The sequence below is a fragment of the Paenochrobactrum glaciei genome, from assembly GCF_039522165.1.
Classification (GTDB): Bacteria; Pseudomonadota; Alphaproteobacteria; order Rhizobiales; family Rhizobiaceae; genus Paenochrobactrum; species Paenochrobactrum glaciei.
The window spans coordinates 555,445-578,982 of the sequence record NZ_BAAADE010000002.1; the positions used below are offsets into that span (position 1 = coordinate 555,445).

At 49.5% G+C, this 23,538-nt stretch carries 20 protein-coding genes; 11 read left to right on the plus strand and 9 right to left on the minus strand.

Annotation, left to right across the window (positions count from 1 at the left end; translation table 11 throughout):
* Positions 1 to 8 precede the first annotated feature (8 nt).
* The gene (locus tag ABDZ76_RS09020) at positions 9 to 638 is read right to left on the minus strand and encodes a MarC family protein (RefSeq protein ID WP_343804509.1); all 630 of its coding nucleotides are present in this window, start codon (positions 636 to 638) and stop codon (positions 9 to 11) included.
* A gap of 300 nt (positions 639 to 938) precedes the next feature.
* On the opposite strand from ABDZ76_RS09020, the gene gyrA reads away from it, so the two are divergent.
* Complete coding sequence (gene gyrA / locus ABDZ76_RS09025; protein ID WP_374844607.1) at positions 939 to 3,761, plus strand: DNA gyrase subunit A; 2,823 nt, start codon at positions 939 to 941, stop codon at positions 3,759 to 3,761.
* A gap of 224 nt (positions 3,762 to 3,985) precedes the next feature.
* Here the strand turns inward: gyrA and ABDZ76_RS09030 are convergent, their stop codons facing one another.
* Complete coding sequence (locus ABDZ76_RS09030; RefSeq protein ID WP_343804511.1) at positions 3,986 to 4,135, minus strand: hypothetical protein; 150 nt, start codon at positions 4,133 to 4,135, stop codon at positions 3,986 to 3,988.
* A 243-nt stretch (positions 4,136 to 4,378) separates the two neighbouring features.
* On the opposite strand from ABDZ76_RS09030, the gene coaD reads away from it, so the two are divergent.
* From coaD to ABDZ76_RS09070, 8 genes are all read left to right on the plus strand, one after another.
* A complete protein-coding gene (coaD, locus tag ABDZ76_RS09035; protein ID WP_343804513.1) occupies positions 4,379 to 4,876 on the plus strand; it encodes a pantetheine-phosphate adenylyltransferase in 498 nt (165 codons plus the stop codon).
* Positions 4,877 to 4,895: 19 nt separating this feature from the next.
* A complete protein-coding gene (locus ABDZ76_RS09040) occupies positions 4,896 to 5,486 on the plus strand; it encodes a peptidylprolyl isomerase (protein ID WP_343804515.1) in 591 nt (196 codons plus the stop codon).
* A gap of 105 nt (positions 5,487 to 5,591) precedes the next feature.
* The gene (locus ABDZ76_RS09045; RefSeq protein WP_343804517.1) at positions 5,592 to 6,101 is read left to right on the plus strand and encodes a peptidylprolyl isomerase; all 510 of its coding nucleotides are present in this window, start codon (positions 5,592 to 5,594) and stop codon (positions 6,099 to 6,101) included.
* 123 nt (positions 6,102 to 6,224) lie between these two features.
* A complete protein-coding gene (gene queA / locus ABDZ76_RS09050; RefSeq protein WP_343804519.1) occupies positions 6,225 to 7,307 on the plus strand; it encodes a tRNA preQ1(34) S-adenosylmethionine ribosyltransferase-isomerase QueA in 1,083 nt (360 codons plus the stop codon).
* Between the two features lie 56 nt (positions 7,308 to 7,363).
* The gene (tgt, locus tag ABDZ76_RS09055; protein WP_343804521.1) at positions 7,364 to 8,497 is read left to right on the plus strand and encodes a tRNA guanosine(34) transglycosylase Tgt; all 1,134 of its coding nucleotides are present in this window, start codon (positions 7,364 to 7,366) and stop codon (positions 8,495 to 8,497) included.
* Positions 8,498 to 8,917: 420 nt separating this feature from the next.
* Positions 8,918 to 10,045, plus strand: coding sequence for an efflux RND transporter periplasmic adaptor subunit (locus tag ABDZ76_RS09060; RefSeq protein ID WP_343804523.1), 1,128 nt, complete (start codon positions 8,918 to 8,920; stop codon positions 10,043 to 10,045).
* Between the two features lie 9 nt (positions 10,046 to 10,054).
* The gene (locus ABDZ76_RS09065) at positions 10,055 to 13,144 is read left to right on the plus strand and encodes an efflux RND transporter permease subunit (protein ID WP_343804525.1); all 3,090 of its coding nucleotides are present in this window, start codon (positions 10,055 to 10,057) and stop codon (positions 13,142 to 13,144) included.
* 126 nt (positions 13,145 to 13,270) lie between these two features.
* Positions 13,271 to 14,272: an LLM class flavin-dependent oxidoreductase gene (locus ABDZ76_RS09070; RefSeq protein ID WP_343804765.1), complete on the plus strand. Its 1,002-nt coding sequence runs from the start codon at positions 13,271 to 13,273 to the stop codon at positions 14,270 to 14,272.
* On the opposite strand, the gene gcvA is transcribed toward ABDZ76_RS09070, so the two are convergent.
* Positions 14,245 to 15,174, minus strand: a complete 930-nt coding sequence (gcvA, locus tag ABDZ76_RS09075) for a transcriptional regulator GcvA (RefSeq protein ID WP_343804527.1) — start codon at positions 15,172 to 15,174, stop codon at positions 14,245 to 14,247. The genes ABDZ76_RS09070 and gcvA overlap by 28 nt on opposite strands.
* A gap of 102 nt (positions 15,175 to 15,276) precedes the next feature.
* Between gcvA and ABDZ76_RS09080 the strand changes: the two genes are divergently transcribed.
* Both ABDZ76_RS09080 and ABDZ76_RS09085 read left to right on the plus strand, forming a co-directional pair.
* On the plus strand, positions 15,277 to 16,461 hold the full coding sequence (locus ABDZ76_RS09080; RefSeq protein ID WP_343804529.1) for an acyl-CoA dehydrogenase: 1,185 nt from the start codon (positions 15,277 to 15,279) through the stop codon (positions 16,459 to 16,461).
* Between the two features lie 76 nt (positions 16,462 to 16,537).
* Entirely contained in the window at positions 16,538 to 17,686 is a 1,149-nt protein-coding gene (locus ABDZ76_RS09085) for a CaiB/BaiF CoA transferase family protein (protein ID WP_343804531.1), read from the plus strand.
* 40 nt (positions 17,687 to 17,726) lie between these two features.
* Here ABDZ76_RS09085 and ABDZ76_RS09090 read toward each other — a convergent pair whose 3' ends face one another.
* The 6 genes from ABDZ76_RS09090 to ABDZ76_RS09115 form a co-directional block, all read right to left on the minus strand.
* The gene (locus ABDZ76_RS09090; protein ID WP_343804533.1) at positions 17,727 to 18,005 is read right to left on the minus strand and encodes a hypothetical protein; all 279 of its coding nucleotides are present in this window, start codon (positions 18,003 to 18,005) and stop codon (positions 17,727 to 17,729) included.
* 222 nt (positions 18,006 to 18,227) lie between these two features.
* Positions 18,228 to 19,118, minus strand: coding sequence for a 5'-methylthioadenosine/S-adenosylhomocysteine nucleosidase (locus tag ABDZ76_RS09095; RefSeq protein WP_343804535.1), 891 nt, complete (start codon positions 19,116 to 19,118; stop codon positions 18,228 to 18,230).
* A gap of 233 nt (positions 19,119 to 19,351) precedes the next feature.
* Positions 19,352 to 20,659: an adenylosuccinate lyase gene (gene purB, locus ABDZ76_RS09100; protein ID WP_343804537.1), complete on the minus strand. Its 1,308-nt coding sequence runs from the start codon at positions 20,657 to 20,659 to the stop codon at positions 19,352 to 19,354.
* 103 nt (positions 20,660 to 20,762) lie between these two features.
* Positions 20,763 to 21,440 (minus strand): ribulose-phosphate 3-epimerase, encoded by a 678-nt coding sequence (gene rpe / locus ABDZ76_RS09105; RefSeq protein ID WP_343804539.1) that lies wholly within the window; start codon positions 21,438 to 21,440, stop codon positions 20,763 to 20,765.
* Between the two features lie 127 nt (positions 21,441 to 21,567).
* Positions 21,568 to 22,491, minus strand: coding sequence for a lipid A biosynthesis lauroyl acyltransferase (locus ABDZ76_RS09110; protein WP_343804541.1), 924 nt, complete (start codon positions 22,489 to 22,491; stop codon positions 21,568 to 21,570).
* A 1-nt stretch (position 22,492) separates the two neighbouring features.
* Complete coding sequence (locus ABDZ76_RS09115) at positions 22,493 to 23,521, minus strand: zinc-binding dehydrogenase (RefSeq protein ID WP_343804543.1); 1,029 nt, start codon at positions 23,519 to 23,521, stop codon at positions 22,493 to 22,495.
* Positions 23,522 to 23,538: the final 17 nt, after the last annotated feature.

The following is a 23,538-nucleotide window of genomic DNA, read 5'->3' on the forward strand; positions in this document are numbered from 1 at the left end:
GCCCTTTTTTAATTGGCGATCAGTGATTTGACACCGTCAGCCACGAATTGCACCGCAAGGGCTGCGAGAATGACACCGAGAAGTCGGGTGAGAATTGAGCGACCGGTTTCGCCTAAAAAACGATCTACGCGCTCTGCCAGCAAAAGCGTGACATAGGTAATGACCATACAGGCCAGAATCACCAGAATGAGCATTGAGCGCTCAACGGGGGCGTGAAAGCCGTCTGAGAGCAGGATGACAGCCGAAATAGCGCCGGGCCCTGCAATCAGCGGAATAGCAAGCGGGAAGGCGGCGATATTGTGGATGTGATCTTTGGTGATGGCAACTTCAGCGCTTTTTTCTTTGCGCTCGGTGCGTTTTTCAAAAATCATTTCAAACGCAATCCAGAACAGGAGCAGGCCACCGGCCACGCGGAATGCGCCGATGCTGATGCCAAAGAGGCTCATGATCTGTGCGCCTGCTATGGCAAAGATGGTGAGCAGGATGAAACCGATAATGGTTGCACGTTTGGCAACTTGATTGCGCGCTTGCCGGTTCATGCCCGGTGTCAGCGCTAAAAACAATGGAGCTAATCCGGGAGGGTCAATTGTTACAAGCAGTGTGACCAGAGCACTCAAAATTGTATCAATGAAACCCATGGGGTCTTAGTCCTCCGGTTGAAGTCACGACTCAAATTGTTAAAGTAACGCTTATGTTAGCTTAGTTGCCGCTGCAGGTCGATGAACTGCCTTTTCGACTATAGAATGAAGTTTGGACATATCCTGTGGAAAGGTGATTGGCGCATAACTTCTTGTGCCGGGGTTGAATTGTGAATATCTTTCAAAGTGTTGAATTTCATTCACATTTCAGTAGTCGCAAAAAGCAGGTAAATTGGTGTTTTGCGAGTTTTTCCTATATAAGTTGTGTTTACCGATTCTGTTAAGAAAGACCTTTGAATAGTGTCAAATCTAACTCCGCCACCCGGTTCAGATGATGCCAATGGTCCAATTGGGCCGAGCGGTATTGAACCGATTTCAATCGTTGAGGAAATGCAGCGTTCCTATCTCGATTACGCAATGAGCGTTATCGTGAGTCGCGCGCTTCCTGATGTGCGCGACGGGCTGAAGCCTGTTCATCGTCGTATTATGCATGCGATGAATGAAATGGGGCTCGCCTGGAACAAACCATATCGTAAATCCGCCGGTGTCGTCGGTGAGGTTATGGGTAAGTATCACCCGCATGGTGATGCTTCTATCTATGACGCACTCGTCCGTATGGCGCAGGATTTCTCGCTCCGCGAGCCGTTGATCAACGGGCAGGGGAACTTTGGTTCCATTGACGGTGATCCGCCGGCTGCGATGCGTTATACTGAGTGCCGTCTGCAAAAAGTTTCTGAATATTTGCTGGCCGATATCGATAAAGATACGGTTGATTTTCAGGACAACTATGATGGCCGAGAACACGAACCGCGCGTTCTGCCAGCCCGTTTTCCAAACCTTCTGGTCAACGGTTCCGGCGGTATTGCTGTTGGTATGGCGACCAATATTCCGCCGCATAATCTGGGTGAAATTATCGATGGCTGCGTTGCGCTGATCGATAATCCGGAAATCAGCCTTGAAGAAATGATGGAAATCATTCCGGGCCCTGACTTCCCGACGGGCGGTATCATTCTTGGTCGTTCCGGCATTCATTCAGCCTACAGCACAGGCCGCGGCTCTGTGATCATGCGTGGTCGCACTGCTATTGAACCGATGCGTGGTGATCGCGAAGCTATTGTTATCACCGAAGTTCCTTATCAGGTGAATAAGGCTTCGATGATTGAAAAAATGGCTGAATTGGTGCGCGATAAGCGTATCGAAGGCATTTCTGATCTGCGTGACGAATCTGATCGTGACGGCTACCGCGTTGTGGTGGAGCTGAAGCGCGATGCTGTTGCTGATGTGGTGCTGAACCAGCTGTTCCGTTACACCCCGCTGCAAACGTCATTTGGCTGCAACATGGTTGCGCTGAATGGTGGTAAGCCAGAACTGATGGTTCTGCTTGATATGCTGCGCGCATTTGTGTCCTTCCGTGAAGAAGTTGTCACCCGCCGCACCAAGTTCCTGCTCAATAAAGCCCGCGAACGCGCCCATGTCTTGGTTGGTTTGGCGATTGCTGTTGCCAATATTGACGAGATTATTGCGCTGATCCGCCGTGCGCCGGATCCGACAACTGCACGTGAGCAGTTGATGGAACGCCGTTGGCCTGCGGCTGATGTGGCACCACTGATCCGTTTGATCGATGATCCGCGTCATAAGATCAACGAAGACAGCACTTACAATCTGTCGGAAGAGCAGGCGCGTGCAATTCTTGAATTGCGCTTGCAGCGTCTGACCGCTTTGGGTCGTGATGAAATTGCCGATGAACTGAACAAAATCGGCGAAGAAATCCGCGATTATCTCGACATTCTGGCCTCGCGTGAACGCGTGATGACCATTGTGAAGGATGAGCTTAAGGCTGTTCATGACGAATTTGCTACCCCACGCCGCACCGAGCTTGGTGCCGGTGGCGCTGAAATGGACGATGAAGACCTGATCGCACGTGAAGATATGGTGGTGACTGTCAGTCACGCCGGTTATATCAAGCGCGTGCCATTGGCCACTTATCGTGCGCAGCGCCGTGGCGGCAAGGGTCGTTCCGGCATGACAACGCGCGATGAAGATTCGGTCACACGTCTCTTCGTTGCCAATACGCATACGCCTGTTCTGTTCTTCTCTTCACGCGGTATCGTTTATAAAGAGAAGGTCTGGCGCTTGCCGATCGGTACGCCGCAATCACGCGGTAAAGCGCTGATCAATATGCTGCCATTGCAGCAGGGCGAACGTATCACCACCATTATGCCATTGCCTGAGGATGAAGATTCATGGGCAAATCTGGACGTGATGTTTGCAACCACGCGCGGTACTGTGCGTCGTAACAAGCTGAGCGACTTTGTTCAGGTTAATCGCAATGGTAAAATTGCGATGAAACTGGAAGATGACGGCGACGAAATCCTCTCAGTCGATACATGTACCGAGTTTGACGATGTGCTTCTGACAGCGGCTGGCGGCCAGTGTATCCGCTTCCCTGTTACTGATGTGCGTGTCTTTGCCGGACGTAATTCGATCGGTGTTCGCGGTATCAATATGGCTGAGGGCGATCGCATTATTTCGATGGCAATTCTTGGTCACGTCGATGCAACGCCGGCTGAGCGTACTGCCTATCTGAAACGTGTCATTGCGGAACGTAGAAATGCGGCCGGTGATGATGTTGAAGATGTGGTGGCACTGGAAGAGGGCGTCGAAGATACAGAGCTTAATGATGAGCGCTTTGAAGAGCTGAAAGCCCGCGAGCAGACTGTTTTGACGGTTAGTGAGTTTGGTTACGGCAAGCGTTCTTCATCTTATGAATTCCGTATTTCAGGCCGTGGCGGTAAGGGTATCCGCGCAACCGATACATCGAAAACTGATGAAATCGGCAAGCTGATTGCTCTGTTCCCGGTTGAGCCAAGCGATCAGATTCTGTTGGTTTCTGATGGTGGACAGCTGATCCGCGTACCGGTTGAAGGTATTCGTATTGCCGGACGTTCCACTAAGGGTGTGACGATTTTCAACACAGCCGATGGTGAGAAGGTCGTTTCTGTCGAGCGCATTTCCGAAACGGAAAGCGACGATGAAGATGAGGGCGATGTTGCAGTTGAAGGTGGTGAGGGCGCACAGGCAAGTGCTCCTGAAGCGTCTCAACCGGCACCGGACGCCGAATAAAGTAATAAACTAAAAAAGAAGGGCGGTGCTTTAAAAGCGCCGCCCTTTTTAAATGCCAAGACTGGAGGGAATTGGCTGTTTCATCGGAATTAAAATCTTGTCAATTCTTACGAATTGAATTTAATATTATGTTTAAAATCAATAGTTTATTTTGTTTTTCTTATAATGCGATTCATGCAGAATTATGTGTTTAAGGGTGGTGAGTGCAGCTGGGGCAAGATGACTTAAAAGTGGGGGCTTTTATGCATTGCTTGCCAGTAAAAAGCGCCATTCGATTTGTTCTGACGCTTGGATGCACGTTCTTCCAGCAGCAAAATAATTGCTGAGGCTGCCATTGCGATCATCATGGATAAAGCGAGTAGAAAAATCATCATCTCAGTTTCCTTTCATCAGAGAAACGCAGAAACTGACAATTGGTTTCATTGTGGTTGCAATTATTTTTAAAATAATGCGAAGAAAGATTTTTGTATCTTTTCGAAAATACAAATTTTAAAAGTGCTGACCATTTCAGTAAGGCTTGTGAATTTTGATTGAAACCGTGCTGCAATTGCAGGATAGATTTGTTTTTCCTTATTCGGCATGTTGAAAATGATGCGCAAAAAGGTTAGCTGACAGATATGACAACAGCGATTTATGCGGGCTCATTTGACCCGGTCACCAATGGCCATATGGATGTTTTGAAAGGGGCGTTGCGTCTTTCTGAGCATGTTATTGTTGCCATCGGCATTCACCCCGGAAAAAAACCGCTTTTCACTTTTGAAGAGCGCGTATCGCTGATTGAGCAAGCCGTTTCCGAAATGCTCGGAAAAGAGGCTGTTTCACATATTTCTGTTATTTCATTTGATGGTCTGGTGATTGATGCTGCGCGCAAACATAATGCACAATTGATGATGCGTGGTTTGCGTGATGGTACTGATCTTGATTATGAAATGCAGATGGCCGGCATGAACGGCATTATGGCACCGGACCTGCAGACGGTTTTTTTACCGGCTGACCCGGCTGTTCGAACGATTACTGCCACATTGGTTCGTCAAATTGCAGCGATGAAGGGTGATATCACACCTTTTGTACCCGCTTGCGTGGCAAGTGCTTTAAAAGCCAAATTCAAATCCTGACATCAGGGAGACCCTTAATATGTCATTTCTGCATTCGGCTCTGGCCGCAACAACCCTCATGGCTATGGCGTTTTCATCGTCAATCAATGCCCATGCGGCAGATCCGGAAAATACTGTTGTCCTGACCCTGAAGGACGGCGATGTAGCGATTGAACTGAACCCTGATGTTGCACCAAAACATGTTGAGCAGATCAAAAAGCTCGTACGTGAAGGCGCTTATGACGGTGTTGCATTTCACCGCGTTATTCCGGGTTTCATGGCTCAGACCGGCGATGTGAAGTTCGGTAATCTGGACAAGAATTACAACGCAAATCGCGTTGGTACCGGCGGTTCGCAATATGCTGATATTCCGGCTGAGTTTTCGGATAAGCCATTTGTGCGCGGCACAGTCGGCATGGCGCGCAGCCAGAACCCAAACTCCGCCAATTCACAGTTCTTCATCATGTTCAATGAAGGTTCCTTCCTGAACGGCCAATATACGGTCATTGGTGAAGTTACCAGCGGCATGGAAGCTGTCGATAAGATAAAGAAGGGTAATGAAGCTGATAATGGTTCAGTTGATAACCCGGACAAGATCGTCAAAGCGATTGTTTTGAGCGACCGTAAATAAGACCTGTGCGGCCAATTTGTTTGGCCGCATCTCTTTAAAGAGTTTTGCCGCTGATACAGAGTTTGCATAAAAAGCGGCCAAGATAAAACGAACAGGAGAGGCCAGATGGCTTACAAAGATCCAGAAAACACGCTCATTCTCGAAACCACCAAAGGTAATGTAGCGATTGAGCTGTTCCCAGATTTGGCACCTGGCCATGTTGCACGTATCAAGGAACTGGCACGCGAAGGCGCTTATGACGGCGTTGTTTTCCATCGCGTTATCAATGATTTCATGGCGCAGACCGGCGACGTGAAGTTCGGTAAGCAGGGGGGCGCAAGCTTCAATCCGGCACGCGCCGGTATGGGCGGCTCTGACAAGCCGGACCTGAAAGCTGAGTTCTCGAATGTAAACCACAAGCGTGGTACAGCTTCGATGGCACGCAGCCAGAACCCGAACTCCGCGAACTCGCAGTTCTTCATCTGCTTGGCAGATGCCCCTTGGCTCGACCGTCAGTACTCCGTATGGGGTCAGGTTGTAGAAGGTATGGATGTTGTTGATCTGATCAAAAAGGGCGAGCCTGTTGTTGATCCGGACAGCATCGTATCGGCTAAAATTGCTGCCGACGTTAAATAAGCCCGCATTGGATAAATGTGGCATTAAATAAGAATTGAATAAAAAATACTGGATGGCTCCGGCAGTTGCTTTATAAGCACTGCCGGAGCCGTTTCTTTTTTGATGTTGTTTGGATGAAAAATAATGCGCGTTGACCTGTTTGATTTTGACCTTCCGGAGCAGAATATTGCACTGCGCCCAATGGAGCCGCGTGATCATGCGCGTTTGCTTCATGTGCAGCCGGATCAGGATGAAGCGAATAATTTGCAGGATTTGCGCGTTGATGGTCTGGTTGATTTATTGCAAGCAGGCGACGCTCTGGTTTTCAATGATACAAAAGTTATTCCGGCACAGCTTGAAGGTGTGCGTGAGCGTGATGGTAATGTGGCGCAGGTCAGTGCAACATTGCATATGCGTGTAGGTCCTGATCGCTGGAAGGCGTTTTTGCGTCCCTCAAAGCGCGTCAAGCAAGGAGAGCGTATTCGTTTTGGCCATAAGGGCGAAGCTTGCAGTCATGGCACTTTGGAAGCGGTGGTTGAAGAAAAAAGCGAGAGCGGCGAAGCGCTGTTGGTATTTGACTATTCCGGTGTGTTTCTTGATGAGGCGATTGCACTGGTCGGCCATATTCCGCTGCCGCCTTATATTGCCTCCAAGCGCCCTGAAGATGAGCGTGATCTGACGGATTATCAGACCGTTTATGCACGCGAAAAGGGTGCGGTTGCAGCGCCGACCGCCGGATTGCATTTTACACCTGAGCTGTTGGAAAAGCTGAAAGAGCGCGGTGTTGAACAGCATTTTGTGACGCTGCATGTGGGGGCGGGTACATTTTTGCCGGTTAAAACCGATGATACGGCTGACCATAAAATGCACTCCGAAATCGGTTATGTGTCGCAGGAAACTGCTGACGCATTAAATGCAGTTCATGCGCGTGGCGGACGGGTTATTTGCGTTGGCACCACTTCTTTGCGCCTGATCGAAAGTGCGGCAACCGAAGACGGGAAAATCCAGCCTTGGTCTGGTGCGACCGATATTTTTATTACCCCCGGCTATAAGTTCAGAGCCGTTGATTTGTTGATGACCAACTTCCATCTGCCGCGCTCGACATTGTTTATGCTGGTTTCAGCTTTTGCCGGTATGGATATGATGCATCAGGCCTATAAACATGCGATTGAAAACGGCTATCGCTTTTATTCTTATGGCGATGCAAGCTTGCTGAAGCGCGCTTGAGAAGCTTTAGGCTTTGGTACTTTCAAACCATTTGTAAATGCGGTATGGCGTGATTTATGACAAGCGAAAATTTTAATTTTAAAGTTCTGGCTCGTGACGGCAATGCCCGTCAGGGCGAAGTTTCCATGCCGCGCGGTACCGTGCGTACCCCTGCATTTATGCCTGTGGGAACGGCTGGCACCGTGAAAGCCATGTATATGGATCAGGTGAAGGATTTGGGCGCGGATATTATCCTCGGCAATACCTATCATCTGATGCTGCGTCCGGGTGCTGAACGTGTTGCCCGCCTTGGCGGCTTGCATGAATTTGGCGGCTGGAAAGGCCCGATTCTCACCGATTCCGGTGGTTTTCAGGTGATGTCGCTGGCCAAATTGCGTAAATTAAACGAGCAGGGTGTGACCTTCCGTTCGCATATTGATGGTCGCGCTTACGAAATGTCGCCGGAACGTTCCATTGAAATTCAGGGCTTGCTGGATAGTGATATTCAGATGCAGCTTGATGAATGTGTGGCGCTGCCTGCTAAAACCAGCGAAATTGAACGCGCAATGGAATTATCATTGCGCTGGGCTGAGCGCTGCAAGGTTGCCTTTGGTGATCAGCCGGGCAAAGCAATGTTTGGCATTGTGCAGGGTGGCGATGATCAGCGCTTGCGCGAGCGTTCTGCTCAGGCACTCAAAGACATGGATTTGAAGGGCTATTCGGTTGGTGGTCTGGCTGTGGGTGAACCACAGGAAGTCATGCTGGATATGCTGGAAGTTGTCTGTCCGATTTTGCCAGCCGACAAGCCGCGTTATCTGATGGGGGTTGGTACGCCTGATGATATTTTGAAGTCGGTTGCCCGCGGTATTGATATGTTTGACTGTGTTATGCCGACCCGCGCCGGACGTCATGGTCTGGTCTTTACCCGTTTTGGTAAAATCAATTTGCGCAATGCGCGTCACGCTGATGACCATCGTCCGCTTGACCCTGAATCAGCTTGTCCGGCTGCGCGTGATTACAGCCGCGCTTACCTGCATCATCTGGTTAAATCCGGCGAAACACTGGGCTCCATGTTGCTGACATGGAACAATCTTTCCTATTATCAGGACCTGATGAAGGGTATTCGTGCTGCTATTGCTGAGGGACGTTTTGCCGAATTTTCTGTTTTAACTACAGAAGCATGGGCTAAGGGTGATATTCCTGCGCTCTGATTAGTCGTCAACTGATGTATATTAATAATAAGGCAGTAGTGTTTGCGAAAATGGTGCTGCCTTATTTCTTTTTTAAAATATAGCTATCGTCAAAATTATCACATTTCTGTGAACTTAAGCATTGTGACATCATATATATTGATGACCATCATATTATTATTTGAATAAAATTACAGATGTTCTTTTGCTTAACTCTATGACGATAAAGCACAATAGTCAGAAGATAGCGTCTTTTATTTTACTCTTTTTTAATCTATTCTCCGCGCAACGTTTAGGCCGGTAAAATCGGCCGGATCGCACAAGTTATGCGCACATGTTTTAAAATAAAAACCAATGTACTTGCTTATTCTCAGCCAGTGACCCTTCGGATGGTTTCGGACAAGTAAGTGCGCCAAAGCACATCGGGAGTGCTAAAAGTCGATGATTAAACGCCTGTTACTGGCAATTGTATTTCTGGCAATCGTTGTTGGCGGTCTTGTTGGATTTAATCTTTTCCGTTCGAAAATGATTGCGGATTTCTTCGCAAATATGCCGCAGAAAACCATGACCGTCTCAACAATTACAGTGGAACCAGCTGTCTGGACACCAGGGCTTGAGGCTATCGGCTCGGTCAATGCGTCGGAAGGTGTTGATCTGACATTTGAAGTGGCTGGTGTGGTTGATAAAATCAAGTTTAAAGCCAATGAAAAAGTCCAAAAAGGACAGGTCTTGGTACAGCTTGATGATAGTATTCAGGTGGCTGATCTGGCTGCTGCTAAGGCCTCTGCCGTTTTAAGCGACCAGAACCTGAAGCGCGCACAGACATTGCGTACACAAGGTGTTGGTGCTGTTTCCAATGTGGATAGCGCTTCGGCATCATCTGAATCTGCCCGTGCGCAGGTGGCAAAGCTAGAGGCTGTGTTGAAGCAAAAAACACTTATTGCGCCATTTACCGGCACAATGGGTATCTCCAAAGTGGATGTCGGCCAATATGTAACACCAGGTCTGGCAATCGCTACTTTGCAGAATATGGACACAATGCGGGTTGATTTTACTGTAACCGAACAGTCGATCAATTTGCTCAAGCTCGGCCAGACTATTCATATTTATCCAACCAAGGGTGAAGAATTTACCGGTAAAATCACTGGTATTGATCCGAAAATCGATCCTTCAACCCGTCTGGTTTCAGTGCGTGGTGAGATTGAAAATGTAAACGGTCAGCTTAATCCGGGTCAATTTGTGCAGGTTTCTGTGCAATTGCCGGAAGAAGGCAACATTATCGCTGTTCCGCAAACCGCTGTGGTTTCAAGCCTTTATGGTGACTATGTCTTTGTTGTGCGTCCGGTGAAAACCGAAGGTGCGGCTGCTGATGCAGATGTAAAAGAAACACTGGCTGTTGATCAGGTTTTCGTACAGCTTGGCCGCAAGGTTAAAGGTGTTGTTGAAATCACTAAGGGCATTCAGGACGGCGACATTATTGTTTCGGCGGGGCAGAACAGACTTTCACCGAAGATGCATGTCGTGATCGACAATACTGTCAATCCTGCCAATCCGGCAACAGCGCAATAGGCGGGCCAGATGAGCTTTTCTGATATCTTTATTAGGCGACCGGTTCTGGCGACGGTAACGTCGCTATTGATCCTCTTGCTCGGTGCGCAAGGGATTTTCCAGCTGACCGTGCGTGAATATCCGAAAGTGGATGAAACTGTTATTACGGTTTCAACCGCTTATGCGGGTGCGAGTGCTGATCTTATTCAGGGCTTTATCACCGCGCCCATTGCACAGTCTGTCGCGACCACTGAAAATATTGACTATGTCACTTCATCCAGTAGCCCGTCATTGAGCACGGTGACTGTGCAGATGAAGCTTGGTGCCAATCCTGATGCAGCGCTGACGGAAGTGATTGCCAAGGTTAATCAGGTGCGCGGTAAGCTGCCGTCTGAATCCGATGATCCGGTGATAGTGAAGGGGACAGGGCAGAACTTTGCGACCATGTATCTGGCTGCACAAAACCCGAATATGACGGGTGAGCAGATCACAGAATATCTGGAACGTGTAATCCAGCCGCGTATGTCGACCATTGCCGGTGTTGCGGAAGCACAGATTCTTGGTGGTAAAGTTTACTCGATGCGCGTCTGGCTGGATCCGATCCAGATGGCGGCGCGCGGTATTACCGCTTCTGAAGTGCTGGGTGCGATTAAAGCTTCCAACTTCTTGTCGGCACCGGGTAAAACCAAAAACGAATATGTCGCCAGCTCCATCACCATGCAGTCTACCTTGCAGACACCTGAAACATTCGGTGCCATGCCGGTTAAAACGCGTGGCGATGATGTGGTGCGTCTGCGTGATATCGCTAAAGTTGAACTTGCTTCAAAAAGCAATGATACAATCGTTTCGTTTAACGGCAGCGAAGGTACTTTCTTGGGCGTAATGCCGACACCGGCTGCAAACCCGATTGATATGGCTAAGGCCGTTAACAAGGAACTGCCATCAATTCAGGCATCTTTGCCTGAAGGGATGACGATTGTACTGGTTTACGATGCGACCGAGCAGATCAGCTCATCTATCCGTGAAGTGTTTACCACGATTGCGGAAGCGATGCTGATCGTTGTTCTGGTGATTATCGTCTTCCTTGGTTCGTTCCGTTCGGTTCTGATCCCGATCGTCACTATTCCGATTTCGATGATCGGTGTGTGTTTCTTCCTTTATGTGCTTGGTTTCTCGATCAATCTCTTGTCACTGCTGGCGATGGTTCTTTCCATCGGTCTGGTGGTGGATGATGCGATTGTGGTTTTGGAAAATATCCACCGCCATATCGAGGAAGGCCTCAAGCCGATGGATGCTGCCTTCAAGGGTATGAAGGAAATTACCAGCTCCATTGTGGCGATGACGATTACATTGGCTGCGGTGTTTGCACCGCTTGGCTTTACCGGTGGTTTGACCGGCTCGCTGTTCCGTGAATTTGCTTTCACGCTGGCGGGGGCTGTGATTATTTCCGGTTTCGCTGCGCTGACCATTTCGCCAATGATGTGCGCACGCATGTTGAAACATGGTGAGCAGACACGTTTCCAGAAATTCATTGATCATTATTTTGGTCGTCTGGAAGCAGGCTATGAACGTCTGGTTTCAGGTTCGCTGAATTATCGTCCGGTGACATTGCTGATTACTGTGTCACTGGTGGCGCTCACAGGTTTCCTGTTCGTCAACACGTCCAGCGAATTGGCACCGGAAGAAGATTCAGGCGCCTTGTTCTCGATGTTTAATGCGCCGCAATATGCGACATCGGCCTATACTAACCTTTATGCCAAGCAGATTGATGAGCTGACGCAAGACTTGCCGGAATTGCAAACACGTTTCAATATTGTCGGCATGGGTGGCGGTACGACACAGGGTATTGCGCTTTGGGTTCTGGATGACTGGAAAGACAGAACACGTAGTCAGAAGGAAATTCAGACAGATCTGACCAACCGTATTGATAAAGTAGCTGGTGTGCAGGCGTTCATCTTTGCGCCGCCTTCATTGCCGGGTACTGGTGGCGGTCTGCCGATTTCTATCGCATTGCAGTCAACCGGTCCTTCTGATTTGGTTTTTGAAATCGCTGAAGAGATCAAAAATGCTGCTCAGGCTAAGGGCGAGTTCATTATCGTTCAAAACTCGCTTTCTTATAATGCACCGCAAACCACGGTTTCCATTGACCGTGACCGTGCAGCTGCATTGGGCTTGAATATTAGTGAAATTGGCTCAACCCTTGGTGTGCTGACCGCAGGGGCTTCCTTCGTGAAGTTTGACCGTGATTCACACAGCTATGATGTGATTACGCAGGTGCCTGATGAATACCGTGCCAACCCTGAAAAGCTGGGAGACTATTATGTTCGCAGTGCTTCAGGCGAAATGGTGCCGCTGTCAGCTGTCATCAATGTGTCGGAAAATGCCTCTCCTGCGGCGATTGAGCAGTTTAACCAGCTGAACTCCGCAACCATTTCCGCCTTGCCAATGCCCGGTGTTACAACCGGTCAGGGGCTGGCGACATTGCTGGAAGTTGCGCGTGACAAGATGCCGGAAGGTTTCTTCATCGACTATTCCGGTCAGTCTCGTCTTGAAGTGGAGCAGGGCAACACCATTGCGATTGCTTTCGGTTTGGCTGTTATCGTGATTTATCTGGTGCTGGCTGCGCAGTTTGAAAGCTTCCGCGATCCGCTGATCATTATGATGTCAGTGCCGTTGTCGATTTTCGGTGCGATGGTGCCTTTGAATCTGGGACTGGGTACGCTCAATATTTATACGCAGGTAGGGCTGATCACGCTGATCGGGTTGATTACCAAGCACGGTATTCTGATGGTGGAATTTGCCAATCAGCAGCGTGAACTTGGTCTTTCCCGCCGTGAAGCGATCATTAAGTCGGCTGAAACCCGTCTGCGTCCGATTTTGATGACAACCGCTGCTATGGCGCTTGGTGTTGTACCGTTGATTCTGGCGTCGGGTGCAGGTGCAGCCGCCCGTTATTCGATGGGCCTGGTGATCTTCACCGGTGTGACCGTTGGTACTGTCTTCACCCTGTTTGTGGTGCCGATGTTCTATACGTTCATTGCGAAAAAAGACGTAGTGCCAACAACGGAAAGTGCTGCAACAGGACATGAGAATACGGATGCTTCGCCGTCACAGGCTTAAGTGACCGGAATGTCAAAATATTAAGAAGGCGGGCTGGTTAAACAGCCCGCCTTTTTTGTTGCACATAAAAGTCATATTTTGGTGAGGGGCACTTGTATTGTCTTTCATGCAATCCATATGAAACACATGACACCTTTATCCGTTCTAGACCTTTCCCCAGTGCCTGCTGGCAGCACGCCGGCTCAGTCTCTGCGCAACACCGCAGAACTCGCACAACTTGCAGAAAAACTCGGCTACCATCGTTATTGGCTGGCCGAGCATCATAATATGCCGGGCATTGCCAGTGCCGCGACTTCCGTTGTCATTGGCCATGTGGCGTCGAAAACCAGTACTATCCGTGTGGGTGCTGGCGGCATTATGCTGCCCAACCACGCGCCATTGGTGGTAGCCGAACAGTTCGGTACGCTGGCCTCGCTCTATCCGGGCCGCATTGATCTAGGCCTTGGGCGCGCGCCCGGTACAGATCAATTTACTGCACATGCACTGCGCAGAAACCTCAACAGCGATGCCAATGCTTTTCCGCAGGATGTGGTGGAGCTGATGGGCTATTTCCGCCCCGTTGAAGAAGGTCAGCGGGTACAGGCAGTGCCGGGTGGTGGGCTTGATGTGCCGATCTGGATCTTGGGTTCCAGCCTTTTTGGTGCGCAATTAGCTGCGATGCTGGGCTTGCCTTATGCTTTTGCATCTCATTTTGCACCGGCAGATATGGAGCGCGCGATCGATATTTATCGTGAGCGTTTTGAACCGTCGGAATATCTCGATAAGCCATATGTTATGGTTGGCCTGAATGTGATTGCCGCCGACACAGATGAAGAAGCACAGTTTCTGTTCTCGTCACAATTGCAGGCTTTTGTGAATTTGCGCACCGGTAAGCCGGGGTTACTGCCGGCACCTGTTGAAGGCTATATGCAAAATCTGGACGCATCAGCGCAATCGGTGATCCAACATGCGCTTTCTTGTCGTGTTGTGGGGGATGCGGAAAGCGTTGGTGCTGGTATTCGCGATTTTGTCAAACGCACCGGCGTTGATGAATTGATGCTGACCGGCATGATCTATGATCATCAAAAGCGTATGCGTTCTTATGAAATTGCTGCGCAGTCTTATGCCAAAGTGTCTGCCGCTTCCTGATTGACTTCCGTTCCGCTGATTTCGGAGAGAAGCCAGTTTTTAAATGCCTTCACTGTTGGCGGTTGCTGACGGGTTTTGGGCGTTACAAAATAATAATGGCTAAGGCTTTTAATCTTATGTGGCCAGACAGCAACAAGTTGTCCGGCCGCAATTTCTGCATGGATCAAAAATTCAGGCATCAGAGCAATGCCAAGACCGGCAATGCAGGCCTGACTGACATTGGAAAACTGCTCAAATCGCATTGAACTATGCGGTGGCTGCTCAATGCCCAGTGTTTTAAACCAGTGTGCCCATGCATTGGGACGTGAAGCCAAATGGAAAAGCGGCATTTTAAGAAGATCAGCCGGATCATGCACGGGATGCGCCTGTAAAAATGCAGGGCTGCAAACCGGCAACACTGTTTCATCCATTAAAAACTCAAAATCAGCATCCGGCCAGTCAGGTTGGCCGATATGAATGGCGGCATCGAGTTTTTCTTTTTCGAAGTCCACTTTGCCAATACGGGTCGAAAAATTAAGAATAATATCAGGATATTGCGCGACAAAGCGCGGTATTTTCGGGATCAGCCAGCGTGTGCCGAAAGTGGGCAAAAGGGCTAAATTCAGCGTATTGCTGCCCATATGGCTCATCATGTTTAAGGATGCTGCGCGAATAGCAGCAAGGGCAGGCCGTATGGCTTGCAAATAGATGCGACCGGCCTCGGTTAAGGTAACCTGCCTGCTATTTCTCTCAAATAAAGCAATATTAAGCTGTGCTTCAAGAGCGGCAATCTGGCGGCTGACAGCTCCTTGCGTCAGGCTGAGTTCATCTGCCGCTTCAGAAAAACTTTCATAGCGGCTGACGGCATCAAATGCTGCCAATGCCTTGGTGGATGGGAGGAGCCGTCGCGATACTGATGTCATTCATCTATGATTAAACGGAATAGATGAATGAGTAAACATAGATTGCCGAAAATACTGACTGATTGCATAATCGGCTATTATTTTTGGAGAGGCAGGAACTATATGTCACGCGCAAGTTTTGTTTGGGATGATCCGTTATTGCTGGATGACCAATTGACTGAAGATGAACGGATGATCCGTGATTCAGCCAGAGGTTTTGCCGCTGATGTGCTGATGCCGCGTATTGAAAAAGCCTATATGGAAGAATCAACCGATCCGGAACTGTTCCGCATGATGGGGCAGGCTGGTTTGCTCGGTGTGACATTGCCGGAAGAATATGGCGCGGCCGATGCCAGCTATGTGGCTTACGGGCTGGTGGCGCGCGAAGTCGAACGTATTGATTCCGGTTATCGCTCGATGATGAGCGTACAGTCCTCCTTGGTGATTTACCCGATCTATGCTTATGGCTCTGATGAGCAGCGCAAGAAATATCTGCCGGGTTTGGTTTCCGGTGAATTGATCGGTTGCTTTGGTCTGACCGAGCCTGATGCGGGTTCTGATCCGGCAGGTATGAAAACCCGTGCCGAGAAAATTGATGGTGGTTATCGTCTGACCGGCACCAAAATGTGGATTTCCAATTCGCCGATTGCTGATATTTTTGTGGTCTGGGCGAAGTCTGCTGCACATGACAATCAGATCCGTGGTTTTGTGCTTGAAAAAGGCATGAAGGGGCTGTCTGCACCAAAAATTGGTGGCAAATTATCGCTGCGTGCGTCTATCACCGGTGAAGTGGTGATGGACGGTGTAGAAGTCGGAGAAGATGCATTGTTGCCGAATGTTTCTGGGCTGAAAGGGCCGTTTGGCTGCCTTAACCGCGCGCGCTACGGTATTTCATGGGGTGTGATGGGCGCGGCTGAAGATTGCTGGCATCGTGCGCGTCAATATGGACTTGATCGCAAGCAGTTTGGTAAGCCATTGGCCGGAACCCAACTTTATCAAAAGAAGCTGGCGGATATGATGACCGAAATTACCCTTGGTCTTCAGGCAAGCCTGCGGGTTGGTCGCCTGATGGATGAAGATCGCATGGCACCGGATATGATTTCGCTCATTAAGCGCAACAATTGTGGCAAAGCGCTCGATATTGCCCGTCATGCCCGTGATATGCACGGCGGTAATGGTATTCAGATTGAATATCATGTGATGCGCCACGCTCAAAACCTTGAAACCGTGAATACTTATGAAGGCACGCATGATGTTCATGCGCTGATTTTAGGCCGTGCGCAGACAGGTATTCAGGCTTTTTACTAAGTTTACCATGACCGGTTGGTGATTGTGCCCGCTCGCAACATTGCGGGCGGGCTTTTGTTTTAAAAGGGCGTTTGAGATGGAAAATACACCGCTGGCAGGGCTGAAAGTGATTGAGCTTGCCCGTATTTTGGCCGGCCCTTGGGTGGGGCAAACTTTGGCGGATTTGGGCGCTGATGTCATCAAGGTCGAAAGTCCTGAAGGTGATGATACGCGCACATGGGGGCCGCCTTATTTCGACGTTGAGGGCGAGCAATCAGCGGCTTATTTTCAAGGCTGCAATCGCGGTAAGCGTTCGGTTACTGCTGATTTCCGCAACGTACAAGGTCAGGAACTGGTGTGTGAATTGGTCAGTCAGGCCGATGTTTTGATTGAAAACTTCAAGCTTGGCGGCTTGGAAAAATACGGGCTTGATTATGAAAGCCTCAAGAAAATCAATCCGCGGCTGATTTATTGCTCGATTACGGGTTTCGGCCACGATGGGCCTTATGCGGAGCGGGCAGGTTATGACTTTATGATACAGGGCATGGCCGGTATTATGGATTTGACGGGCGAGCCGGATCGCGAGCCACAGAAAATCGGCGTGGCTTTTGCTGATATTTTTACCGGTCTTTATAGTGTGATTGCCATTCAGTCAGCACTGATGATGCGCGAGCGCACAGGTCATGGGCAACATATTGATATGGCCTTGTTTGATTGTATGACAGCTGTGCTGGCCAATCAGGGCATGAATTATCTTGCAACGGGCAAAGCACCAAAGCGCATGGGCAATGCGCATCCCAATATCGCGCCATATCAGACATTGCCGGTGTCTGATGGTTATTTCATCATAGCTTGTGGCAATGACGGACAATTTGCAAAATTGGCCAAACTGCTCGGACTTGATGGCGTGGCGGAAGATGAAAACTATGCCACCAATGCAGCGCGCGTTAAAAATCGCGCAAGTCTGACCGCCATGCTGGAAGAAAAAACGCGGGGCTGGAGCCGTGATGCTTTGTTAGCGGAGCTGGAAAAAGTAAAGGTTCCGGCGGGGCCGATTAATTCGGTTGCAGATGTTTTTAGCAATCCGCAATTTATCGCGCGCAATATGCAGATCAAGCCGCAAAATGTGCCGGGTTTGCGCACCCCGATCAAGTTTTCCGATGCTGTCTTAAGCCTCGATAAACGCTCACCCATGCTGGGTGAACATAATGCAGAAATTGCTGAGCTTCTTAAAAAGGGTAGTTGAAACAAAAAAGCGGCCTGAAATTCAGGCCGCTATAAAAAAACTAGTGATAGCTTGGTGCTTCTTCATCTTCGTCTTCATCAGGGTCGATGATGTCGGCAAGACCATATTCTTCAACATCGGCCAGAAACGCATCCCATGCTTCCTGATCGGTTTCAAACAGGTCTTCATAAACAAAAGAAATGTCATCTTCATCAATGACTTCCAGTGTCCAGCCGTCTTCCTCTTCAAGGCGATAAATATCGACCTGAACAGTAATGTCGTCTTCCGTAAATTGCTGGGACAAGGCGGAGAGAATGAGATTGGAATCTTGTTCGGTCATATCATTTTCCAAAAGCGGTTGTGAACGGTTGCATCTTTTAAAATGACTATAACATTTTGTTTATGTTTTATAAATTGATATTCGTGTTTTCTAAAGACTATATGACTGTCATCTTGTTGATGAGATGAAAAAAGCCGGAGCAATGAACGGCTCCGGCTCTTTGAAATTGCTGCATAAAATGACGGCTTGTGATTTGCCGACACAAAACAGATTATTTTTGTTTTATTTCTCAGGAAGTGCCTTGATGAAGGCTGAAACGACAGCTGCGGAATTTGCAGAAGCCAAGCCCATAAATGTGCCCATTTCGTTTTCGCCGTCACCGCCACCTGCAAGGTCGGAGAGCGAGCGGAAGGCGATGAATGGCACGCCATTGGTATCAGCAACATGTGCTACAGCGGCAGATTCCATATCCAGCACTGTGGCTTTAAAAGTGGCGAATGAGTATTCGCGGAAATCAGCATTATCGACAAATGCAGTGCCGGTCACACCATTGCCACCTACGTGAATGACAGGGGCTTTGGAGAGGCACTTATTTTCTGCGACGCAATCTTTCAGCTTCACTTCTGCGGCCACTTTAGTGGCTGTCTCCAGCAGTTTGCCATCGGCTTTGAACCAGAATTTCTTTTCCATCTGGCCGCCATCGCGTGCAACGCTCACTTCACGCGGGAAGATCATACCGTAATTTGGCAGCGTTGTTGGCATGAAGGAAGGGGTGGAGAATTTGCCGTCGGTTTCGCGTGCGAAAACTGCTTCGAGATATTGTCCCCATTGTTCCGGCACAATCACGTCACCGATATTGAGGGATGGGTCAACGCCACCGGCAATACCGGAAAAGACAATCGCATTGATGTTGAATTTGTCGATTGCCATCTGGGTTGTCATGGCTGCATTGACCATGCTGACACCGGAGAGGAAGAGCACGACATCCTTGCCCTCAATCTTGCCGGTCAGAAACTTGGTGCCGTTCAGTTCAATTTCCTGACGGTCATTGAGCTTTTCTTGCAGGACAATCCACTCGGGTTCAAAAGCCGACATCACCGCGATGCGTGATGTGTCATCAGCAAAAGCCGATGTGCTGACAGTCAGGGCGAGGAGCGCAGGAATAAACTTCATCTCAATGTCTCTTCATGAGTTGGTGCAGGTGATTATTATTGGCTGATAGTCGTGGTTGAAATCAAGCTTTAAGGCCGATGCCGTATTCTTATTGATACGCTTCATTTCAATTTAATGTTATTTAGAAATAAAAATACTCCCATAATATCAATATGATGGGAGTATTTTCTATAAAGTTAATTTAAATCCGAAAAGTCCGTATAAGATGGTTTCTTGCCGGATTTTTGTGCCGATTATTTATCGCCGAAAACGCGATTGAAAATCGTATCCACATGCTTGGTATGGTATGCAAGGTCGAACTTTTCGCGGATTTCTTCTTCGCTGAGAGCTGCGCGAACTTCTGCGTCAGCCAGCAATTCTTCCAGGAAATCTTTGCCCTGTTCCCAGACCTTCATCGCATTGCGCTGAACCAAACGGTATGAATCTTCGCGGCTGATACCAGCCTGTGTGAGAGCCAAAAGCACGCGCTGTGAATGAACAAGACCACGGAATTTGTTCATGTTGGCCATCATGTTTTCAGGATAGACCAGCAGCTTTTCAATCACGCCGGTGAGGCGTGCAAGTGCAAAATCAAGCGTGACTGTTGCGTCAGGGCCGATCATGCGCTCGACCGAAGAGTGCGAAATATCGCGCTCATGCCAGAGGGCGACATTCTCCATCGCAGGCAGTGCGAAAGAGCGAACCATGCGGGCAAGGCCGGTGAGGTTTTCGGTCAGTACAGGGTTGCGCTTATGTGGCATCGCTGATGAGCCCTTCTGGCCAGGTGAGAAATATTCCTCAGCTTCCAGAACTTCGGTGCGCTGCAAATGACGGACTTCAACAGCAAGGCGTTCAACCGATGAAGCAATAACGCCAAGGGTTGCAAAATACATCGCGTGACGGTCGCGCGGTATCACCTGCGTCGATACCGGCTCGGCCTTCATGCCAAGCGCTTTGGCGACATGTTCTTCAACGCGCGGATCGATATTGGCGAAGGTGCCGACTGCACCGGAGATGGCGCAAGTGGCAATTTCTTCACGCGCTGCAACGAGGCGCTCACGGCAGCGTTCAAATTCGGCATAGGCCAGCGCCATTTTGAGGCCGAATGTAATCGGCTCAGCGTGGATGCCATGGCTGCGGCCGATGGTGACGGTGTCTTTATGCTCATAGGCGCGGGTTTTAAGCGCTGCCAGCAGCTTGTCGAGGTCGGCAAGCAGTAAGTCGGAGGCGCGCATCAGCTGCACGTTAAAGCAGGTGTCCAGCACGTCTGACGAGGTCATGCCCTGATGGATGAAGCGTGAGTCAGGCCCCACAAATTCTGCCAGATGGGTGAGGAATGCAATCACATCATGCTTGGTGACAGCTTCGATTTCATCAATACGAGCGACATCAAACTTTGCCGCACCGCCTTTTTCCCAGATGGTTTTAGCGGATTCTTTCGGGATAACGCCGATTTCGGCCAATGCATCACAAGCATGGGCTTCAATTTCAAACCAAATGCGGAATTTGGTTTCCGGCGACCAGATGGCAACCATTTCAGGGCGGGAATAGCGCGGGATCATGTGCGTTTCCTAATGTGTACTCGACGAGAAAACCAGTTAGGGGAGTAACCGGCGGTTTTAAATGAAATCAGGCGGATATTGCTATCCGCCTGTGAGAATTCAATTAAGCGCGGCCTGTTTCCGCAGCCTTGCGGATGGCCTCGATATTGGCACGGTAACCTTCCAGATTGCCGGCCTTGTAAACAGAGGAGCCTGCGACAAGCGAATTGGCACCGGCTTTCGCAGCAGCGCCTGCATTGTCCGGCGTCACGCCGCCATCGATCTGCAAATCAATTGGACGATTGCCGATCAGTGCATTAACCTGAGCAATTTTTGGCAGCATCGAGGTGATGAACTTCTGACCGCCAAAGCCTGGATTAACTGTCATCACCAAAATGAGATCAACATCATCAATGATGTTTTCGAGCGCTGAAACAGATGTGCCCGGATTGAGCGCGACACCGGCTTTTTTGCCAAGACCACGAATGGCCTGCAATGAGCGGTGCAGGTGAGGGCCTGCTTCTGCATGAATGGTGATAATATCTGAACCGGCTTTGGCGAAGCCTTCAAGATAAGCATCGCAAGGCGCGATCATCAAATGAGTGTCAAACACGGCATCGGTGTGGGGACGAATAGCTTTGACCACGTCTGGGCCAAAAGTGATGTTAGGCACAAAATGACCATCCATCACATCAATATGGATCCAGTCCGCACCGGCGGTCACAACATCTTTGATTTCCTGACCAAGCTTGGAAAAGTCGGAAGCGAGAATAGAAGGTGCAATGATAATCGGGCGGGACATCAGATAATCCTTGTTTGAAAAGCCTTGATCAGGCTCTGTACCGTTGCTTTGGCGGTTAACATGCTATGTCTGTGCATACAAGCTTGTGTAAGGTCGCAGGACGCTTATCCGCCAGTTAACCCCAGAGTTAACCCCAGCGTTTATGGAACCACATCCACTGGCCGGGATATTCGCGTACCCATTCTTCAACTGTATCATTTAAAAGCTGTGCAGTCGCGGCAATATCTACCTGACCTTGCGTGTCGCGCGGCAATTCCATGCGCTCTTTCAGCTCCAAACGATAGCGCCCGCCGGGGAGCCTGATGCAGCGTGCCGGATAGACATCGCAATCATATTGGCGCGCTAGTTTGGCTAAAAGCGGATTGGTTTTAACCGGACGATCAAAGAATGTGCTCTCAACGCCGCGATGGAATTTTTGGTCAACCAAAACACCAACATTACCGCCATCGCCTAAAATACTGGCCAGAGACCATGCAGCACCAGCCTTGGAAGGCACAAGGTGCCCCATATTGGTGCGGCGTGCCTGAAGCACGCGCTTGGCGATATAGGGATTGTTTGGCGGACGGAAAAGCGCTGTGACATCCAATCCGTAAGTTGCCGCACAAATCGGCAGAAGTTCGAAATTGCCCGTATGCGCGGTGAAGAAAATATGTGGTTTCTTTTCATCGCGCAGACGTTCAAAAATCGGAATACCATCAACTTCGACTAAACCTTTTGTTGTCGCATTCGGGTCGAAGTCAAAAATGGCATCAAGGAAAATATATTCAGCAAACAGCCTTGCCATACTGTCCCACATTTCGCGGGCGATAGCCTGAACCTCATCTTCGGATTTTTCCGGATAAGCATGGCGCAAATTATCGACTGCCACTTTGTGACGTGGCGTCAAAGGGCCAATTATACGGGCAAACCATGCACAAAAGCGGATGGCCGCATTGGCAGGCAACAGCCGCAAAACCGCAAAAATCACGAAAATTATCTGCGCCAGCAGCCAGTAATTAAACTGTTTTAATTTCTGGCTGTAGCGAAAGGCAAGGAGTTTAAGCTTGAACATATTACTCAATAGTCAGGATAATCTTGCCGAATACGTCGCGGCCTTCCATGCGCTTGAGCGCGGTGTCGATTTCATCAAAACCAACAACGGTATCAATCACTGGTGATACAATGCCCTGTGCCATTTTTTGCATGGCATCGGCCATGTTTTCCATACGGCAACCAAATGAGCCGAGAAGCTTCAGCTGCTGCTGGAACAGCATCATCAGATTCATGCTTGTTGATACACCGGAGGTGGAGCCGCAAGTAACCAGACGACCGCCGCGCTTGAGGCTGAGCATCGAGCCTGCCCAAGTGTCTGCGCCCACATGTTCAAACACCACGTCGACGCCTTTTTTCTTGGTCAGCTTACGCATGACGCCTTCAAAGCGGTCTTCGCGGTAGTTGATGACGTGATCGGCACCAAGTGCCTTGGCTTTTTCGATTTTGTCGTTGGAGCCAACAGTGGTGTAAACGGTGCAGCCCATTTTTTTAGCCAGCTGAATAGCGGCAGTACCGATACCCGAACCACCGGCCTGAATGAGAATGGATTCACCCGGCTGCAATTTGGCATTGTCAAAAAGCATATGCTCAACGGTGCCAAAGGTAACAGGGGCAACAGCTGCACCAATGGCATCAACACCCGGAGGTGCAGGGATGAGAAGGCGGGCTGGCAAGTTTACTGCTTCACAGGCAAAACCATCAAGATGGAAACCATGAACGCCGGAGACATGTTCGCAAAGATTGTCGCGGCCTTCGCGGCAAGCTTTACAAAGGCCGCATGTGCGTGCGCCATAAATGGAAACGAGCTGACCTGGCAGCAAACCTGCAACGCCGGGGCCGATAGCTGATACAACGCCGGAAGCTTCTGCGCCGATTACGAGCGGCATCTTACGCTTGGCAAATGCCATGCCGCGCCAGCCCCAAACGTCGATATGGTTAAGCGCAACGGCTTTGATGTTGACGGTGACTTCACCCGCAGCTGGCGGGGGTGGAGGGGCCATATCGGTGATCTCAAGACGACGATCATCAAGAAGCTGCAAAGCGCGCATGAAATTATCCTCTAACC

Bases quoted from the DNA above. Each gene is read 5' to 3' on its own strand.
- ABDZ76_RS09070 (WP_343804765.1), top strand. From the start codon at position 13,271: ATGACACCTTTATCCGTTCTAGACCTTTCCCCAGTGCCTGCTGGCAGC.
- gcvA (WP_343804527.1), bottom strand. From the start codon at position 15,174: ATGACATCAGTATCGCGACGGCTCCTCCCATCCACCAAGGCATTGGCA.
- ABDZ76_RS09095 (WP_343804535.1), bottom strand. From the start codon at position 19,118: ATGAAGTTTATTCCTGCGCTCCTCGCCCTGACTGTCAGCACATCGGCT.
- ABDZ76_RS09065 (WP_343804525.1), top strand. From the start codon at position 10,055: ATGAGCTTTTCTGATATCTTTATTAGGCGACCGGTTCTGGCGACGGTA.
- rpe (WP_343804539.1), bottom strand. From the start codon at position 21,440: ATGTCCCGCCCGATTATCATTGCACCTTCTATTCTCGCTTCCGACTTT.
- coaD (WP_343804513.1), top strand. From the start codon at position 4,379: ATGACAACAGCGATTTATGCGGGCTCATTTGACCCGGTCACCAATGGC.
- ABDZ76_RS09110 (WP_343804541.1), bottom strand. From the start codon at position 22,491: ATGTTCAAGCTTAAACTCCTTGCCTTTCGCTACAGCCAGAAATTAAAA.
- ABDZ76_RS09090 (WP_343804533.1), bottom strand. From the start codon at position 18,005: ATGACCGAACAAGATTCCAATCTCATTCTCTCCGCCTTGTCCCAGCAA.
- ABDZ76_RS09030 (WP_343804511.1), bottom strand. From the start codon at position 4,135: ATGATGATTTTTCTACTCGCTTTATCCATGATGATCGCAATGGCAGCC.
- ABDZ76_RS09045 (WP_343804517.1), top strand. From the start codon at position 5,592: ATGGCTTACAAAGATCCAGAAAACACGCTCATTCTCGAAACCACCAAA.
- ABDZ76_RS09115 (WP_343804543.1), bottom strand. From the start codon at position 23,521: ATGCGCGCTTTGCAGCTTCTTGATGATCGTCGTCTTGAGATCACCGAT.
- tgt (WP_343804521.1), top strand. From the start codon at position 7,364: ATGACAAGCGAAAATTTTAATTTTAAAGTTCTGGCTCGTGACGGCAAT.
- ABDZ76_RS09080 (WP_343804529.1), top strand. From the start codon at position 15,277: ATGTCACGCGCAAGTTTTGTTTGGGATGATCCGTTATTGCTGGATGAC.
- ABDZ76_RS09020 (WP_343804509.1), bottom strand. From the start codon at position 638: ATGGGTTTCATTGATACAATTTTGAGTGCTCTGGTCACACTGCTTGTA.
- ABDZ76_RS09085 (WP_343804531.1), top strand. From the start codon at position 16,538: ATGGAAAATACACCGCTGGCAGGGCTGAAAGTGATTGAGCTTGCCCGT.
- ABDZ76_RS09060 (WP_343804523.1), top strand. From the start codon at position 8,918: ATGATTAAACGCCTGTTACTGGCAATTGTATTTCTGGCAATCGTTGTT.
- ABDZ76_RS09040 (WP_343804515.1), top strand. From the start codon at position 4,896: ATGTCATTTCTGCATTCGGCTCTGGCCGCAACAACCCTCATGGCTATG.
- purB (WP_343804537.1), bottom strand. From the start codon at position 20,659: ATGATCCCGCGCTATTCCCGCCCTGAAATGGTTGCCATCTGGTCGCCG.
- queA (WP_343804519.1), top strand. From the start codon at position 6,225: ATGCGCGTTGACCTGTTTGATTTTGACCTTCCGGAGCAGAATATTGCA.